This is a genomic window from Burkholderia sp. NFPP32 (assembly GCF_900119325.1).
GTDB lineage: Bacteria > Pseudomonadota > Gammaproteobacteria > Burkholderiales > Burkholderiaceae > Burkholderia > Burkholderia pyrrocinia_C.
On record NZ_FPJP01000010.1, the window covers coordinates 143,518 to 160,387 of the forward strand.

General features: G+C 67.1%; 15 protein-coding genes. 5 read left to right on the top strand and 10 right to left on the bottom strand.

From position 1 onward, the window contains the following. Window positions 1–65: 65 nt before the first annotated feature. Both BT264_RS39610 and BT264_RS20060 read right to left on the bottom strand, forming a co-directional pair. Window positions 66–221 (bottom strand): hypothetical protein, encoded by a 156-nt coding sequence (locus BT264_RS39610; protein WP_218173350.1) that lies wholly within the window; start codon window positions 219–221, stop codon window positions 66–68. A 19-nt stretch (window positions 222–240) separates the two neighbouring features. Then, on the bottom strand, window positions 241–741 hold the full coding sequence (locus BT264_RS20060) for a GNAT family N-acetyltransferase (protein ID WP_072440052.1): 501 nt from the start codon (window positions 739–741) through the stop codon (window positions 241–243). A gap of 590 nt (window positions 742–1,331) precedes the next feature. On the opposite strand from BT264_RS20060, the gene BT264_RS20065 reads away from it, so the two are divergent. The 3 genes from BT264_RS20065 (at window position 1,332) to BT264_RS20075 (ending at window position 5,381) form a co-directional block, all read left to right on the top strand. Further along, window positions 1,332–3,683 carry a phosphocholine-specific phospholipase C gene (locus BT264_RS20065; RefSeq protein ID WP_072440050.1) on the top strand — a complete coding sequence of 784 codons (2,352 nt, stop codon included), beginning with the start codon at window positions 1,332–1,334 and terminating at the stop codon, window positions 3,681–3,683. 278 nt (window positions 3,684–3,961) lie between these two features. Then, window positions 3,962–4,231, top strand: coding sequence for a hypothetical protein (locus tag BT264_RS20070; protein ID WP_072440048.1), 270 nt, complete (start codon window positions 3,962–3,964; stop codon window positions 4,229–4,231). A 154-nt stretch (window positions 4,232–4,385) separates the two neighbouring features. Next, window positions 4,386–5,381, top strand: coding sequence for a DedA family protein/thiosulfate sulfurtransferase GlpE (locus BT264_RS20075; protein ID WP_072440046.1), 996 nt, complete (start codon window positions 4,386–4,388; stop codon window positions 5,379–5,381). Window positions 5,382–5,436: 55 nt separating this feature from the next. Here the strand turns inward: BT264_RS20075 and BT264_RS20080 are convergent, their stop codons facing one another. From BT264_RS20080 to BT264_RS20110, 7 genes are all read right to left on the bottom strand, one after another. Continuing rightward, a complete protein-coding gene (locus BT264_RS20080; RefSeq protein ID WP_072440044.1) occupies window positions 5,437–6,909 on the bottom strand; it encodes an OprD family porin in 1,473 nt (490 codons plus the stop codon). Between the two features lie 164 nt (window positions 6,910–7,073). After that, entirely contained in the window at window positions 7,074–8,093 is a 1,020-nt protein-coding gene (locus tag BT264_RS20085) for an ABC transporter ATP-binding protein (protein WP_072440042.1), read from the bottom strand. Continuing rightward, on the bottom strand, window positions 8,090–9,082 hold the full coding sequence (locus BT264_RS20090; protein WP_072440040.1) for an ABC transporter ATP-binding protein: 993 nt from the start codon (window positions 9,080–9,082) through the stop codon (window positions 8,090–8,092). Before BT264_RS20090 ends, BT264_RS20085 begins: the two co-directional genes overlap by 4 nt. A gap of 1 nt (window position 9,083) precedes the next feature. Continuing rightward, entirely contained in the window at window positions 9,084–9,986 is a 903-nt protein-coding gene (locus BT264_RS20095) for an ABC transporter permease (RefSeq protein WP_072440038.1), read from the bottom strand. Between the two features lie 13 nt (window positions 9,987–9,999). Then, window positions 10,000–10,938, bottom strand: coding sequence for an ABC transporter permease subunit (locus BT264_RS20100; protein ID WP_047902206.1), 939 nt, complete (start codon window positions 10,936–10,938; stop codon window positions 10,000–10,002). Between the two features lie 11 nt (window positions 10,939–10,949). Continuing rightward, window positions 10,950–12,563 carry a peptide ABC transporter substrate-binding protein gene (locus tag BT264_RS20105; protein ID WP_072440036.1) on the bottom strand — a complete coding sequence of 538 codons (1,614 nt, stop codon included), beginning with the start codon at window positions 12,561–12,563 and terminating at the stop codon, window positions 10,950–10,952. 179 nt (window positions 12,564–12,742) lie between these two features. Next, complete coding sequence (locus BT264_RS20110) at window positions 12,743–13,324, bottom strand: cupin domain-containing protein (RefSeq protein ID WP_034181602.1); 582 nt, start codon at window positions 13,322–13,324, stop codon at window positions 12,743–12,745. 498 nt (window positions 13,325–13,822) lie between these two features. Between BT264_RS20110 and BT264_RS20120 the strand changes: the two genes are divergently transcribed. After that, window positions 13,823–15,343, top strand: a complete 1,521-nt coding sequence (locus tag BT264_RS20120; protein WP_072440034.1) for a peptide MFS transporter — start codon at window positions 13,823–13,825, stop codon at window positions 15,341–15,343. 117 nt (window positions 15,344–15,460) lie between these two features. Continuing rightward, window positions 15,461–15,667 carry a hypothetical protein gene (locus BT264_RS20125; protein WP_072440289.1) on the top strand — a complete coding sequence of 69 codons (207 nt, stop codon included), beginning with the start codon at window positions 15,461–15,463 and terminating at the stop codon, window positions 15,665–15,667. A 46-nt stretch (window positions 15,668–15,713) separates the two neighbouring features. Here BT264_RS20125 and BT264_RS20130 read toward each other — a convergent pair whose 3' ends face one another. Next, the gene (locus BT264_RS20130; protein WP_072440032.1) at window positions 15,714–16,838 is read right to left on the bottom strand and encodes an OpgC domain-containing protein; all 1,125 of its coding nucleotides are present in this window, start codon (window positions 16,836–16,838) and stop codon (window positions 15,714–15,716) included. Window positions 16,839–16,870 lie beyond the last annotated feature (32 nt).

Here is a 16,870-nt window from a genome sequence, read left to right on the forward strand (position 1 = left end):
GACCATGAAGCGATATTCTTGAAACGATGAAACGCACCGGCCTGCGGCACGACGCACGCCGGAACTCAGCGGCGCATGGCACGCGCATCGAAGCGAAAAAAGCGCACGCCGGCCGGAGCGACCGGCAAATCGATCAACGATACGACCGGCGCAGCCTGCGGAAAACGAACGAATTCTCGAATGAATATGACGCGCGGCACCGTGGCCGCGCGTTCCGTCACGCCCGCGCCGGCAGCCCGTTCACTGCCGGCCCTTGATCCGCGCCATGTGATATACGGCCGCATGCGCGCCGTCGCGCAATGCATAGCCCGGCGATTCGCCTTCGATCCGGAAACCGTGCTTCTCGTAGAGCGCGATCGCCGCGCGGTTGTCGGTGAACACGGTCAACTCGAGGCGCGTGATGTTCAGCCAGTTTTCCGCGAGATCGATCGCGGCCGCGAGCAGCCGGCTGCCGACGCCGCGCCCGTGACGAGCCGCGTCGACCATCATGCCGAGCCCCGCCGCATGGCGCCGGCGCGGATTCGGCTCGAACTGCAGGCCGAGATGGCCGACCACCGCGCCGTCGATTTCGGCGACGAGGCTCACGCCGCGCTCGTGCGCGTTTTCGAGTCGCTTCCGCCATTTCTCGAGCGACGGAAACGGATACTGCAACGTATTCATGTACACCGCGGGATGGGCGGCGATCTGCCGGATCGCATCGACGTCGTGCGTCTCGCTGTGCCGGATCTTGATGTCGGTCATGGGTGGGCCGGTCCGAAAAGTCGCGCCGGGGGCGCGGACTGCGCACACGCGCAGCGACGTTTCGAGCTTAGCCGATTTCATGCATTTGAAACATGGGCGACACGTCGTCGCGCGATGCCGTTGTATCTGCAACGACACACGATCACGCCGCAGGCCGTGATTCGGAAAAATATGACCGGTTCCGCATGCGGCGATCGGTAATTCCTTACCCTCTTCCGTCACGCATCGTGTCCGGAATAATCGTTGCGCACACAACGTCACGCGCACGACATGCGATGTCATTTCTTCATCACGTCGACGTCATGTCGGCTCCCTAGACTGGACGCCGCCCAGCCCGGCATGCGCCGGGCCGGTGTGTGCCGACGTCCTGCCCGCGCATCACGAGCGCGCGGCGCGCAGGACCGCGACGACGGCCGATGCATCCGCGCGACACCGCTCGACGCCACGCGTCGCGCGATGCACGCAGATCCGCCACGCGCGGCCGACGTACTCGCACGCACACGCGTCGCGGCTCGTCCCGGGGGGGGACGACGCACGGGCGCATCCAGACGAAGTCACGAACGCTCCCACCATCACAGGATCCGAACGCCATGACGTCACGCCGCAAATTCCTTCAGCAGACGGCCACTTCCGGCCTCGCCGCCGCCGCGCTCGCCGCGTTTCCGCCAAGCATCCGCCGCGCTCTCGCCATTCCCGCGTTTCACGAAACGGGGACCATCAAGGACGTCAAGCACGTCGTGCTGCTGATGATGGAGAACCGCGCATTCGACAGCTACTTCGGCACGTTCAAGGGCGTGCGCGGCTACGGCGACCGCTTCGCGGTGCCGTCGCCGAACGGCCGCGACGTGTTCTACCAGACGTACACCAAGGCGACGCCCGCCACGACCTGCACGCCGTATCACCTCGACGCGAGCCAGGGCAACGCGCAGCGCGCGGGCGGCACGCCGCACGCGTGGGCCGATGCGCAGGCCGCATGGGATCACGGCCGGATGAACCGCTGGCCCGACGCGAAAACGCCGCTGTCGATGGGCTATTACGACGCGGCGGAAGTGCCGTTCCAGCGCGCGCTCGCCGATGCGTTCACGCTGTGCGACCACTACCACTGCGGGATGCACACCGGCACGATCGCGAACCGCCTGTTCTACTGGAGCGGCACCAACGGCCCGAACGGCATCAGCCCGGCCGACGGCAGCCGCGTGAAGATCGCCGCGCTGAACAACCAGTTCAACGGCGGCAACGACATCGGCCCGTCGAGCCAGGGCTGGACCTGGACGACCTATGCCGACCGGCTGCAGCAGGCCGGCGTGAACTGGAAGGTCTACCAGAGCCTGATCGACAATTTCGGCTGCAACGAGATGATGAGCTTCCGCCACTGGCGCGCGGCGATCGAGCAGATGCCGGCCGAGCGCCGGCCCGCCTACGTCGCGTCGACGGACATCACGCAGCCCGTGACGGCGGCCGGCGCGTTCTACGATCCGGCGATCGACGATCCGCTGAGCCCGCTCGCGAAGGGCTTCGGCAACACGATGCCGTACGGCTTTCTCGAAACGTTGCGCGACGACATCCGCAACGGCAAGCTGCCGGAAGTGTCGTGGATCATCCCGCCGTCCGCGTACAGCGAACACCCGGGACCGTCGAGCCCCGCGCAGGGCGGCTGGTACGTGCAGGCCGTGCTCGATGCGCTGACGGCGAACCCGGAGGTGTGGAGCAAGACGGTGCTGCTGGTCAACTTCGACGAGAACGACGGCTTCTTCGACCACATGCCGTCGCCGGCCGTGCCGTCGCGCAACGCCGACGGCACGCTCGCGGGCGGCCACACGCTGCGGGACGCCGACGTCGCCGTCGAGTACCACGACTTCGCGCCGGCCACGTCGAGCCAGCCGGCGGCGGACGGCCGCCCGTACGGCCCCGGTCCGCGCGTGCCGATGTGGGTCGTGTCGCCGTGGAGCCGCGGCGGCTGGGTCAATTCGCAGGTGTTCGACCATACGTCGACACTGCTCTTCCTCGAGAAGCGCTTCGGTGTCGCCGAACCGCAGATCAGCGCGTATCGCCGCGCGGTGTGCGGCGACCTGACGAGCGCGTTCAACTTCCGCTCGCCGAACAACGAACCGCTGCCGACGCTCGCGGGCCATACGACGAAAAGCCAGGTCGACGCGCTGAGCGCCGCGCAGCAGGCCGCGCCGAAGATCGTGCCGCCGGCCGCGCCGGCGCTGCCCGCGCAGGCCACCGGCGTGCGCCCGTCGCGCGCGTTGCCGTACGAGCTGCATGCGAGCGCGCGCACCGATGCCGCCACCGGCACGGTCACGCTGAAGTTCGCGAACACGGGCCGCGCCGCCGCCGTGTTTCACGTCTATGACAAGCTGCACCTCGAGCGCCTGCCGCGGCGCTACGTCGTCGAGCCGGGCAAGACACTGCACGGCGACTGGGCCGCGCGCGCCGACAACGGCGGCAAATATGACCTGTGGGTGCTCGGCCCGAACGGCTATCACCGCCGCTTCACCGGCGACCTGAGCCGCCTGGCCGGCGCCCGCGCGCCTCGTCCGGAAGTGCGCGTCGGCTATGCTGGCGCGAGCGGCAACCTCCACCTGCGGCTGCGCAACGACGGCGGCGGCACGGTGCGCTTCACGGTGAAGTCGAACCAGGTCTACGGGCCGCTGCCCGGCCGCGGCGCGAACGACGATCGTGGCCACGGCAACGAGGACGGCAACAACCAGGGCCACTATTACGGCAATGGCAACGGCACGGGCACCACGTGGATTGTCACGGTGCGCCCCGGCGACCAGTCCGAGCTGCACTGGAAGCTCGACTCGACCGGCCACTGGTACGACTTCATCGTCACCGCCGACAGCGACGCGAGCTTCTCGCGCCGCGTGGCCGGCCGCGTCGAAACGGGCCGCCACTCGGTCAGCGACCCGGCGATGGGGCTGGCCGACCGCTTCTGACGCCGCCGCGGCGATGCGGCGACGTGTGTTGCACCGCGTGTCGCCGCCCGCGCCGGCGCGGCCGAGAACGCCGGTCAGGCGCCGGCCCCGGCCGCGCGCGATCCGGCTGAAACGCCCGCCCGGCGCGGGTCAAACATCAGAAGGATGTGCGGTACAACCCTCATTTCACCCCAACGAAAATGCTCCGTGTTGCGGCCCGTTCGCGTTAAACTGCGACAAGCTGTATTCAACAAACACATCTTCGCCGTTACGGCACCCACGACACGAGGATAGGTTCGATGCGCACAACCGGCTCATCCGGGGCAATGACCCTGCTCACCGAACACGACGCGGCCGACGGTCGCCAACTGCGGTCGCTCCGGCTCGAAGCAACCGGCGACGGCAAGAGCGTGTTGCTGATCGAGATCGACGAACGCAAGCCCGGCATCCACCGCGAGGTCCGCTACGAGATCACGCCGGCCGAACTGATCGCGGCGATCCGCTCGCACGGCGCCGAGCTGCCCGGCGAAAACCATGGCGCCGCGTCGCTTGCCCGCACTCCCTCCTGATTTCGCACGGTGAGCCGCGCGCAACGCGCCGGCTCACCGGCATTCCCCTGCCGCCGTCAGGCGCTTTGCGTCATTCCCGCCGCTGTCTTGAAAATGGCCGATAATCGGCCCATCTGCGTTTCCTGCCCACGCACTTCCTTTTCGGCCAGCCGTCATGCTCCTCCGTGACCTCGTCGCCCAGTACGGGCCGCTTCTCGTGTTCGCCAACGTGCTCGCGGCGGCCATCGGCCTGCCGGTGCCCGCGATGCCGACGCTCGTGCTGTTCGGGGCGATGTCCGCGATGCATCCGGCGATGATCGGCTCGCAGCTCGTGACGGTAGTCGCGCTGTCGGTGCTCGGCGCACTGATCGGCGACACCGTCTGGTACGTCGCCGGGCGGCGTTACGGCGGCACGACGCTGAAGACGATCTGCCGGCTGTCGCTGTCGCGCGATACCTGCGTGCGCAAGACCGAGCGCTTCTTCGGCCGCTACGGCGTGCGCGTGCTCGCCGTCGCACGCTTCATCCCCGGGCTGTCGCTCGTGTCGGTGCCGATGGCCGGCGCGCTCGGCACGCGGTATCGCACGTTCGCCGGCTACGACGCGCTCGGCGCCGCGGTGTGGACCATCGTCGGGCTGGTGGCCGGAATCGTGTTCTACCGGCAGATCGACTGGCTGTTCGCCGGCGCGAGCCACCTCGGCCGCGCGGTGCTGCTGGTCATCGTCGCGCTGCTGGCGATCTATGCGGCCGTGCGCTGGATGCGCCGCCGCGCGCTGATCCGCCAGCTCGCGAACGCACGGATCGGCGTCGACGAACTCGACCTGCTGCTGCGCGACGCCACCGCGCCGGTGGTGCTCGACGTGCGCTCGCCCGAGCACCGCAAGCTCGACCCGTTCACGATTCCCGGCGCGCAGTTCGCCGACGAGCGGCAGATCGGCGACATCGCCGCGCGCTATCCGCTCACGCAGAAGTTCGTCGTGTTCTGCTCGTGTCCGAACGAAGTGACGGCCGCGCTGATGGCGAAGCGCCTGCTCGACGCAGGCTTCACCGATGCGCTTGCGCTGCGCGGCGGCCTCGACGCATGGCGCGATACGGGCCGCCAGCTCACGTCGCTCGCGGAAGAGATGCCCGCCGCGAACGATCCGGTCGCGGGGCTGCACAAGCCGGCCTGATCGCACTGCTCGCAGGCCGGCCGCGCGATGCGGGGGGCCGTGCGCCCCCCTTCGATCAGAACGCGTGCAGCGGCAGGTTCACGACCAGACGATACTCGGTGTTGGTCGCATCCGAGTAGTGTGCCGAGCCGTTGTGCCACATCGCGATGAACGTGACCTTCGTGTCCTTCAGCTTGCCGCTCTGGAACGTGTACGACGGGATGAAGCCGAACTCGTGGTGACGGCCTTGCACCGGCGCGCCGTTGCTCCAGTAGATGCTCGACTTGGTCGGGTCGTTCGCCGCGCCCGCGCTGCCGTCCGCACCCCAGCCCGTCACGCCCCAGACCATTGCCTTGAAGCCCGGCAGGCCCGCTTCCTTGCCGTAGAACGTGTAACGCAGCTGCAGCGACTTTTCGTGCGGCGCGTTGTAGTCGACGTCCATCGAGTTGGTCAGGAAGATGCCATTCGTTTCGTTCAGGTAATCGAAGAACTGGTCGCCGAGCACCTGCTGGAAGCCGAGCAGCAGCTCGTGCGGGCCGTGCTGCGCGGCCACCGACAGGCTGTATGCGTTGTTGTCGATCTTGCCCTGCCGCGCATCGCCCGTGTCGTGCGTCGAATAGACGTTGCCGAAGCCCGTCCACTTGATCGTCTGCGGGCTGCCGATGCTGTGCTTCACCGACGCGTAGTACTGGTGCCACACGTCGTCGGCCTGGTTCGCATACAGCGCGACTTCGCCGTTCGGCGAGTAATCCCACGTGCCGCCGACATACGACAGGCGATTGATGCGCGTGCCGCCGTATTGCGTCGTCAGGTTGGTGAGCGTCGTATGACCGCGCGCGTCGGTCTTCGTGAAGCTGCCGGCCTCGAGCATCACGTTCTTGAATTCATTGCTGACGATCGTCGCACCGAGGAACGTCGGCGGCAGCGCACGGTTGTCGTGCTGCTCCATGAACGGGTTGTCGACGGCCTGCAGACCGTACTTGACCACCGTGTTCGAGATGCGCGCCTTGATGTCGTAGATGCCGGGGTAGGCCCACGCGAGCTGGTTGCCGCCGCCGCCGCCCTTCGCGATGTGCACCATGCTGCCGGCGCCCTGGCCGCCGTCGAGCTTCAGTGCCGCATACAGCGACGCGTCGAAGCCGATACCGATCAGGCCCGTCGTATAACCCGACTCGAAGTTCGCCATCGCGCCCTGGACCCACGCGTGGCGATGCGGGCCGCCCTTGTTGTCGAGCACGTCCGCATAGTTGCGGAACAGGAAGTCGAGATGGCTGTCGGCGATGAAGCCCTTCGACTTCGACTGGGCCGACGGTTCGTCGGGCGGCGTGACGGCCTGGGTCGCCTCGGCGTTGATGACGGCGTTCGGGGTCGTTGCCTGCGCAACGGCCGTGCCCGTGCCGGCGGCCGGCGCGGCCTGCGCGACCGTCAGCGGCGCGGGGGCTGCGTCGTCGGCGTGCGCGACGCCCGTCAGCGAGACGCCGGCGAGTGCCGGCAGTCCCCATGCAAGCAGCATCTTCGATGCCGTCCCGATCGTCTTCTGCTTTTTCATCGTGATTCTCGTCTTGTGTTGATATCGTCCACGCCGGTTGCGATCCGCTCCCGGCCCCCCGGCGTGCCCGGCTAAGGACGCGCCTGTACCCGCGGCGCGAAGATCGTTCGCGCCGTACCTACCCCTGTTGACCTGCCTGGTTTTATTTGTTGCGTTGCTTCAAATCACGCCGCGCCCGCGCGGATGCACGCGACACGCGCCGCCGACCCCTGCCGTACTTCCGGCAGCGGCACGTCCTGCGCGCACGCGTCGATCGCGACCGGGCAGCGCGTGCGGAACGCGCAGCCCGACGGCGGGTTGAGCGGCGAGGGCATCTCGCCCGCTAGCAGCATCGGACGGCGAGCACGCTCGCGCGCCGGCTCCGGCGTCGGCGCCGCATCGAGCAGCGCCTTCGTGTACGGGTGCTGCGGCACGCCGTACACGTCATGCCGCGTGCCGAACTCCATCACGCGGCCGAGATACATCACGAGCACACGCTGGCTGATCGCCTTCACCACGGCGAGATCGTGTGCAACGAACAGATAGGACAACGACAATTCCCGCTGCAGGTCGCGCAGCAGATTTACGATCTGCGCCTGGATCGACACGTCGAGCGCCGACACGGGTTCGTCGCAGATCACGAGCTTCGGCTCGCCGATCAGCGCGCGTGCGATGCCGACCCGCTGGCACTGCCCGCCGGAGAATTCGTGCGGATAACGCAGCAGGTGATGCGCGTTCAGGCCGACGCGTTCGAGCATCGTGACCACACGGCGGCGCACCTCGGTGCGGCCGAGGCCGGCGTGGTGCGTGACGAGCGGCTCGGCGACGACCTGCTCGATCGTCATGCGCGGATCGAGCGACGCGAGCGGATCCTGGAAGATCATCTGCACTTCGCGCCGCATCGCGTTGCCGCGCAGGTGATCGGGCACGACGGCTTCGCCGCGCCATTTCACGGTGCCGGCCGTCATCGGCACGAGGCCGATCAGCGCGCGCGCGAGCGTCGACTTCCCGCAGCCCGATTCGCCGACGAGCCCGACCGTCTCGCCGCGCTTCACGTCGAACGACACGCCGTCGACCGCGCGCAGCGTGCCCTTCGGCGACCACGGATAGCCGCCGAGCGGCACGCGGAAATGCACCTTCAGATCGTCGACGGACAGCAGCGTGTCGTCCGTCGCGCCGGCATCGCGGCTTTCATTGACGCTCATCGCAGACCTCCCGCCAGATCGGCCACCGGGCGGTGGCATGCGCGCACCGCGCCCACGGCGCCATAAGTTTCGAGCGCGGGGCGCGCGACGCCGCAGCGTTCTTCCGCATACGTGCAGCGCTTCGCGAACGCGCAGCCGGCCGGCGCGGTGCCGGGCATCGGCGGGTTGCCGGGAATCGCGACGAGCGGCGCATCGTCCGCATCGGTCAGGCGCGGCAGCGCGTTGAGCAGGCCGATCGTGTAAGGATGCGACGGCGTCGCGAAGATCGAATCGGCCGGCGCGTATTCGACGGTGCGGCCCGCATACATGACCATCACGTCGTCCGCGAGGCCGGCGACCACGCCCATATCGTGCGTGATCAGCACGATCGCGGTGCCGCGCTCGCGGTTCAGCTCGCGCAGCAGGTCGATGATCTGCGCCTGCACGGTCACGTCGAGCGCTGTGGTCGGCTCGTCGGCGATCAGGATTTCCGGCTCGGACAGCAGCGCCATCGCGATCATCACGCGCTGGCGCATGCCGCCCGAGAATTCGTGCGGATACATGCGGATGCGGCGCGCCGCGTCGGGAATGCGCACCGATTCGAGCGCCTCGATCGCGCGCTTGGTCGCTTCCTTGCGCGACAGCTTGCGATGCAGCTGCAGCGTCTCGGTCATCTGCCGCTCGATCGTCAGGAACGGATTGAGCGACGTCATCGGATCCTGGAAGATCATCGCGATCCGGTCGCCGCGCACCGCGTTCAGCGCGCGCGTATCCATCTCGAGCAGGTTGTCGCCGCGGTAGCGCGCGGTGCCGGTCGTCGTGCCGTTGCCGGCCAGCAGGCCGAGCAGCGCCATCACGGTCTGGCTCTTGCCGGAGCCCGATTCGCCGACGATGCCGAGCGTCTTGCCGGCTTCGAGCGAGAACGACACGCCGCTCACGGCGTCGATCGGCGGCGCGTCCTTGCGCGTGAAGCGCACGCCGAGGTTGTCGACTTCGAGTAGTGCACCCATCTCAGCGATCCTTCGGGTCGAGCGCGTCACGCAGGCCGTCGCCAACGAAGTTCACGCAGTAGAGCGTCACGCACAGCATGACGGCCGGGGCCAGCAGCAGCCACGGCATCGATTCCAGTTTCTGCGCGCCGTCCTGGATCAGCACGCCCCAGCTCGTCATCGGTTCCTGCACGCCGAGGCCGAGGAACGACAGCACCGATTCGGTCAGCACGATGTTCGGCACCGAAACAGTTGCATACACAACGACGACGCCAAGCAGGTTCGGCACGACGTGGCGCAGCACGATCGACGCCGGCGTCACGCCGATCGCGCGTGCCGCGTCGACGAATTCGCGGCTGCGCAGCGACAGCGTCTGGCCGCGCACGACACGCGCCATGTCGATCCACGAGAACGCGCTGATGGTCAGCACGACCAGCATGAACGAGCGGCCGAACAGGGTCATCATCAGGATTGCGATCAGCAGGTACGGGATTGCGTACATCATGTCGACGATGCGCATCATCACGGAGTCGACGCGGCCGCCCGCGAAGCCCGCGGTCGCGCCCCACGCGACGCCGAACAGGCCCGACACCAGCGTGCCGAGCAGGCCGACCTCGATCGACACGCGGCCGCCGATCAGCGTGCGCACGAGCAGGTCGCGGCCGAGCTCGTCGGTGCCGAACCAGTGCTGGTTCGTCCACGTCGGCGGGAGACTGATCGAGCCCCAGTCGCTTGCGGCGGGATCGGCCGCGAGCACCCACGGGCCGACGAAGCACGTGATCGTGATCAGTGCGAGCAGCACGAGGCTGAACACGGCCGCGCGGTTGTGAAGGAAACGCGCCATCGCAAGCGCGAGCGGCGAGCGCGAACGCGGCGGCGAGTCGGTCTGCACGGGCAGGCCGACGACGGGAGTAGTCGGAGTCATCGCAGTGCCTCGCTCAATAACGGATGCGCGGATCGAGCCACGCGTACGCGAGGTCGACCAGCAGGTTGAACAGCACCGCGCAGACGGTCGTCAGCACGACGAGGCCGAGCACGAGCGTGTAGTCGCGGTTGATCGCGCCGTTCACGACGAGCTGCCCGAGCCCAGGCAGCGCGAACACCGATTCGGTGACGACGGCTGCCGTGATCGACGAGATGCAGACCGTGCCGAACAGCGAAACGACCGGCATCAGCGCGGGCTTCAGCGCGTGGCGCAGCACGATCGTCGAGCCCGGCAGGCCTTTCGCGCGCGCGGTGCGGATGTAGTTGCTCGACAGCGTCTCGATCATCGAGCCGCGCATCACCCGCGCGAGCAGCGACATGTTGATGAAGGTCAGCAGCACGATCGGCAGCAGCCGGTACTGCCAGCCGCCGTCACCCCAGCCGCCCGCCGGCAGCCAGCCGTTGCCGGCCGAGGTTTTCAGCAGGATCGCGAAGATCCACACGAGCACCGGGCCGAGCACGAACGGCGGCACGACGTTGCCGATGTTGCCGATCAGCATCACGATGCGGTCGATGAAGCTGTCGCGGCGCACGGCCGCGACGGTGCCGAGCAGCACGCCGAGCCCGATCGAGATCGGGATCGACACGCCGCCTACGCCGAGACTCACCGGCAGCGCCTTGCGCACGAGATCGTTCACGGACCAGTCGACATAGCGAAACGACGGACCGAGATCGCCGTGCAGCAGCGCGTCGAGATACAGCAGGTACTGCTTCCACAGCGGCTGGTCGAGGTGGTACTTCGCGTTCAGGTTCGCGAGCGTTGCCGCGGAAAGCTGCTTCTCCGTATCGAACGGGCCGCCGGGCGTGAAGTGCAGCAGCAGGTAGCAGACGGTGACGACCGCGAGGATCGTCGGCACCGCCCACAACGTGCGCCTCAAAGCGTAGGCCAGCATGATCGCTCCGCTCAGTGCTTGATCAGGTACATGTCCTGCGAAGCACGCATGTCGATCACGTTCTTCAGCGAGTACCCGCCCACATAGGGCTTCACGAGACGGTCGGCCGAGTACTGGAACAGCGGCACCATCGGCGTGTCGTTCAGCGCGAGGTCGTGTGCCTGCGTGAGCAGCGCGGCACGCGCCTTGTCGTCGAGCTTCTGGTTGCCTTCGTCGACGAGTGCGTCGGCCTGCTTGTTGCAGTAGCCGACGGTGTTCTGCGCGCTGCCGCAACGCAGCAGGTCGAAGAACGTCATCGCGTCGTTGTAGTCGGCGAACCAGCCGTCGCGCGCGATCTGCACCTTGCCGTCATGCCGCTCCTTCATCAGCACCTTGAACTCGACGTTCTCGAGCTTGGTGTTGATGCCGAGCTTCGTGCGCCATTCCGACGCGGCGAACAGCGCGACCTTCTTGTGCAGGTCGTTGGTGTTGTAGGTCAGCGTGAACGACAGCGGCTTCGCATCCGAGTAGCCGGCCTGCTTCAGCAGGTTCTTCGCCGTCTCGACGCGCTTGGCCATCGGCCACGACGCCCAGTCCGGCGTGAACGGCTGCACGCCCTTCGTGCCGTTCGGCATCAGCCCGTACATCGGCTTCTCGCCGGCTTGCGTGAGCTTCGAGGTCAGCACCTCGCGATCGAGCACCATCGACAGCGCCTGGCGCACGCGCTTGTCCTTCAGCGCCGGATCGCTGTTGTTCAGGTAGTAGTAGTACGTCGCGAGTTGCAGGCCCTGACGCAGTTCGCCGCCGAACTGCTTGCTGACCTGCTGGAAGATCCCCGACGGAATCGAGTAGCTGTAGTCGATCTGGCCGGCCTGGTACATGCGCATCGCGGTCTCGTCGCTCTCGATCGGCAGGTACGTGACCTTGTTGATCACGACCTTCGGCGCGTTCCAGTATTTCGCGTCCTTCGAGATCACGATGCGGTTGTTCGGCTGCCAGTCGACCAGCTGGAACGGGCCGTTGCTGACGATGTTGCCCGGGCGCGTCCACGCGTCGCCGAGCTTCGTCACCGTGTCCTTGTTCACCGGCGCGAGCGGCACCATCGCGGTCAGCTCCGGGAAGAACGCGACGGGCACGTCGGTCGTCACCTCGAGCGTGTACGGGTCGACGGCGCGCACGCCGAGCGTCGACGGCGCGGCCTTGCCGGCGATGATGTCCTTCGAGTTCTTCACGAACTCGACGAGGATCGTGTATTTCGAGCCCGTCTTAGGATCGACGAGGCGCTGCCACGCATAGACGAAATCGGCGGCCGTCACCGGTTGGCCGTTGCTCCACTTCGCGTCGTGGCGAAGCTTGAAGATCCACGTCTGCGGCGTCTTGCGCTCCCACGACAGCGCGACGCCCGGCACGACCTGGCCGGCCGCATCGATGCGGGCGAGCCCTTCGAACAGGTCGAGGCCGATCGTGTTGCCGGTCCACGATTCGATGTGCGCGGGGTCGAGCGACTCGACCTCGGCAGGCACCTGTCGCGTCAGGTCCTGCTGAGGAGCGAGCGCGACGTTCGACGGAACGGTAACGGCGTGGGCGACGGGCGTCGTCAGGGCGAGCGCGGCCAGCACGGCCGACATGGCATGCAAGGATTTCATCGTGGCAGTCTTGAGAAAGTGGGTTCGGTGAGCGTCGCGCGGCGAATGCCGCGGATTACGCGTGAGACGCTGACGGGTGCAGCGATCGAGGAGGCCCGTGATTCCCGTATTTCATCTTAGTATTCCTTACGTTTCTTTCGACAGGCATCCCGTCTTGGAAACGAAGGAATACCTGTGCGTTAGAACAGCCTCGGCGTACCGACCCAGACCACCACCGACTCGATCTTCGCGGTGTTGACCCAGCTGTGCGGGACCGTCGACTGATAGTGCGAACTGTCGCCGGCCTGCAGGACGAACGTCTTGCCTTCCAGCGTCAGAGACACTTCCCCTTCAATCACATACAGGAACTCTTCTCCTGCATGTGTCGTCACTTCCGACCGCTTCTGCCCCGGCGGCAACCTCACGAGGATCGCCTCGAGCTGTCGCCCTTCGGATACGTTCGTCAGCCGCGCGAACAGGTTCGCCGAATCGGCAAACCCGAAGAAGCGCAACTGCTCGCCTCGGCAGACCGAGCGTTCCTCGCTCGGCGTATCCACGAAGTACTGCACCGTCACACCGAGCGCGTGCGCGATACCGGCCAGCGACGTCAGTGACGGCGACGCGAGCCCGCGCTCGACTTGAGACAGAAACGGCTTCGAAATCCCCGCGGCGGTAGCGGTGTCGTCGAGCGTGCGCTTGAGTCGTTGGCGCAACGCGCGAATCTTGCTGCCCAGTACGGCGGCAGCGTCTGCTGACCGCGAGTTTTCAGTGGGGGGAACCATAGCAGGCCGAAAAGTGATCGTCAAAAAATGTTTGATGGAAAATAACTAAGTTAGATCGATATAGCTTAGTCTTCAGGTTCGCACACGCCTTCGGCGTTGAGCCCGGTGCGCTAAACAGGGCACGAAGCAAGCGAAACGACGCGCTATCTTGCCAGACTCGCCGGCTTCACAGGCAAGCTGCAAGCGGCTCTCCGGGAATCTTCGGAGGGCCCGCCCAGAAGTTTACAAATAGATGATGAGACGAATCTTCCTGAAAGTTGCTGCCATATCGGGAGTTTCCCTAAGTGGCGCATACCGGACGCACCGGACCGGCGAACGTTACCATCCGCGCGCCGGTCGGGGTCGCTCCCCGCCTCATCGGGCGGTGTTCGCTCCCGGCCCGGGCTAACCGCCCGACTGTTCCATCGCCGATGCCAAGCCTACCCGGCCCATTGTGCACAGGCGCCAGTTAGACCCAAGACGACGCGTGATCCGTGCCGTCCGTTTCAACCGAGATTGATGATGCATTCACCTGTTTCACAAACCCGATCGTTCACGACGGTCTTCCTCATCGAAATGTGGGAGCGCTTCGGCTACTACGGCATGGCCGCGCTCCTGGTCCTCTTCATGGTCGACCGGCTCGGTTTCACCGACAGCCATGCGAACCTGACCTGGGGTGCGTTCACCGCGCTCGTCTATGCGGCACCGTCGATCGGCGGCTGGATCGGCGACAAGGTGCTCGGCGCCCGCCGCACGATGATCATCGGCGCGGCCGTGCTGTGCGCCGGCTACCTGATGCTCGCGGTACCGAACGATCACCTGACGTACATGTACGCGTCGCTCGGCGTGATCGTCGTCGGCAACGGCCTGTTCAAGGCCAACGCAGCGAACCTCGTGCGCCGCATCTATGAAGGCGACGATGCGCGCATCGACAGCGCGTTCACGATCTACTACATGGCGGTCAACATCGGCTCGACGGTGTCGATGCTCGCGACGCCGTGGATCAAGGATCACTGGGGCTGGCACGCCGCGTTCGCGGTCTGCTGCGGCGGCATGCTGCTCGCGATCCTCAACTTCATGCTGATGCACCGCACGCTCGCGCATGTCGGCTCGCAGCCGGACGAACAGCCGATCCGCTGGAAGCGCCTCGGCGCGGTCGCGGCAGGCGGCGTCGCGCTCGCGCTGATCACGCTGTACGTGCTGCAGCACAAGCAGCTCGCGGTCGCCAGCGTGTGGACGGCAGCGTTCGCGATCCTCGCGATCTTCGCGTACATGATCGCGAAGTCGGAGCGCTCGGAACGCGCGGGCCTGATCGCGGCGCTCGTGCTGATCGGCCAGGTGATCCTGTTCTTCATCTTCTACGTGCAGATGTCGACGTCGCTGACGCTGTTCGCGCTGCGCAACGTCGATCCGCGCTTCATCCTGTTCGGCACGACGCTGTTCACGTGGAGCGCCGCGCAGTTCCAGGCGCTGAACCCGATCTGGATCATGCTGCTGAGCCCGGTGCTCGTGTGGGTCTACAACGCCGTCGCGAAGGGCGGCCGCGACCTGCCGGTCGCCGCGAAGTACGCGCTCGGCTTCGGCGCGGTCGCCGCGGGCTACCTGGTGTTCACGATCAGCGGCCGCTACGCGGTCGACGGCCGCGTGTCGTCGTGGTTCATGGTGTGGGGCTACGGCCTTTACTCGCTCGGCGAACTGCTGGTGAGCGGCCTCGGCCTCGCTATGATCGCCCGCTATGTGCCGGCGCGCATGAGCGGCTTCATGATGGGTGCGTATTTCGTCGCGACGGGCGTGTCGCAGTATCTCGGCAGCGTCGTCGCGAACTTCGCGCAGATGCCGTCGCACGAGCTGCCGGCCACCGAATCGCTGCCGCTCTACCTGTCGCTGTTCGAGAAGCTCGGCTGGCTCGCCGCGATCGGCATGCTGCTCGCGCTGCTGCTGCTGCCGCTGATGAACCGCCTGTCGCGCCAGCATCAGCGCTGCGCGGAAGAGCGGCGCGAGGAAGCGCTGCAGGCGCAGGCCGTCACCGCGGCCCAGTAAGTACTATCCCTTGGCGTGCGGCATGCACGCCACATTCCCCTGCCGGTTGCGCGATCGCGTCCTACACTGGTGGAAACGCATCCGATCCGTCGCGATGCGCACTGGCGGGAGAAGATCATGAAAAGCAAGACCACGAGGCTGCTGAGGATACTGTCGGACATCCGGCACGCTCAGCGCTGCACCGCGATTCGCGCCGCCCGCGCCGCGGCCGAAGCCGACGCGGTACTCGCGGAGCGCGACGACCCGGCGCCGGACGACCGAGACGACGCCGAATCCGACGACGCAACCGCCGTTCCCCGCTCCCGTATCGGCTCACCTCACTGACGCCGCGCGGCACGTTGCGTGCCGCACGCGCCTCTTCCCGCGCCGCTCACGCGGCCGCACTGCGCCACCGCGCGATCCACGTTCCCGAACCGGCCACGGCCATCATCAGCCCGAGCGCGCATGCGTCGGCCACGAGGCCCACGCCGACGTGCCGCAGATCGGCGCCGTGCGCGACCGGGTGCAGCAGCGAATCGATGACGAGCGAAATCGCCGCGCCCGCGACGAAGCAGATCAGCCCGCGCTGGCCGATCGCGACGACGGGCCGCACGCCCTGCGCGATCCGCGCAATCCAGCCGTAGCGCACGCAATCGGCCATCAGCCACGCGACGGCCGCGAAGCTCACGACGCGCGGCAGCGCGAGATCGCGCTTGAGCACGCCTTCGGGCAACGGCAGCCCGGAGAACAGCTTGTAGCTCGCACAGCCGAGCACGACCGCGCACGCGACGCCGGTCGCCGCGGCGCCCCACCGCCCGAGCGCGATGCGCCGGTAGAACGGCTGGCAGCGCGCGAGCACGCCGGCGACGAACATCAGTTGCCATGCAAACGGGTTGAAGCTCCAGCGAAAGCCGTCGGTGTCCAGCAGCTCGGGGCCGAGCCAGCCCGCCGCCAGCCACGACGCGACGCCGAGCGCGACCAGCAGCCACGGATGGCGGCGCGCGAACGGCACGAGCACCGGCGACGCGAGCGCGAACAGCACGTACATCGGCAGTACCGACGCGAGATACGGCTGGCGCTGGAACGTCAGCAATTCGGCGAGGCCCGTGAGCGGCGAAGCAAGCATCACGCTGACGTCGTCGAGCGCGAGGTTCGGCGCATCGATCCCGTAGTGATCGAGCACGGCCGACACGACGAGCATCAGCGTCGATGTCGCGAGAAACGCGCGGTAGATCTGCATCGCGCGGCGCACGAACCGGCGCTGCGCGGCGCGCGCGCCCTGCCGTTCGGCGATCGCGCCGTACGCGCTCGCGGTCGCGAAGCCGCCGAGAAAGACGAACACCTCGGCCGCGTCGCACAGCGCGAACGCGTGCAGCGTCATGCGCGACAGCACGCTCGCGCCGATGTGATCGACGACGATCATCAACAGCACGAGCCCACGGAAGAAATCGACTTCGATCAGGCGGCCGCTGTGCGACGGCTGGACCGCGACGGACGACGGCATGCTCAACGACATGAGCGCACCTGCGCAACGGCGGCGCGACAGGC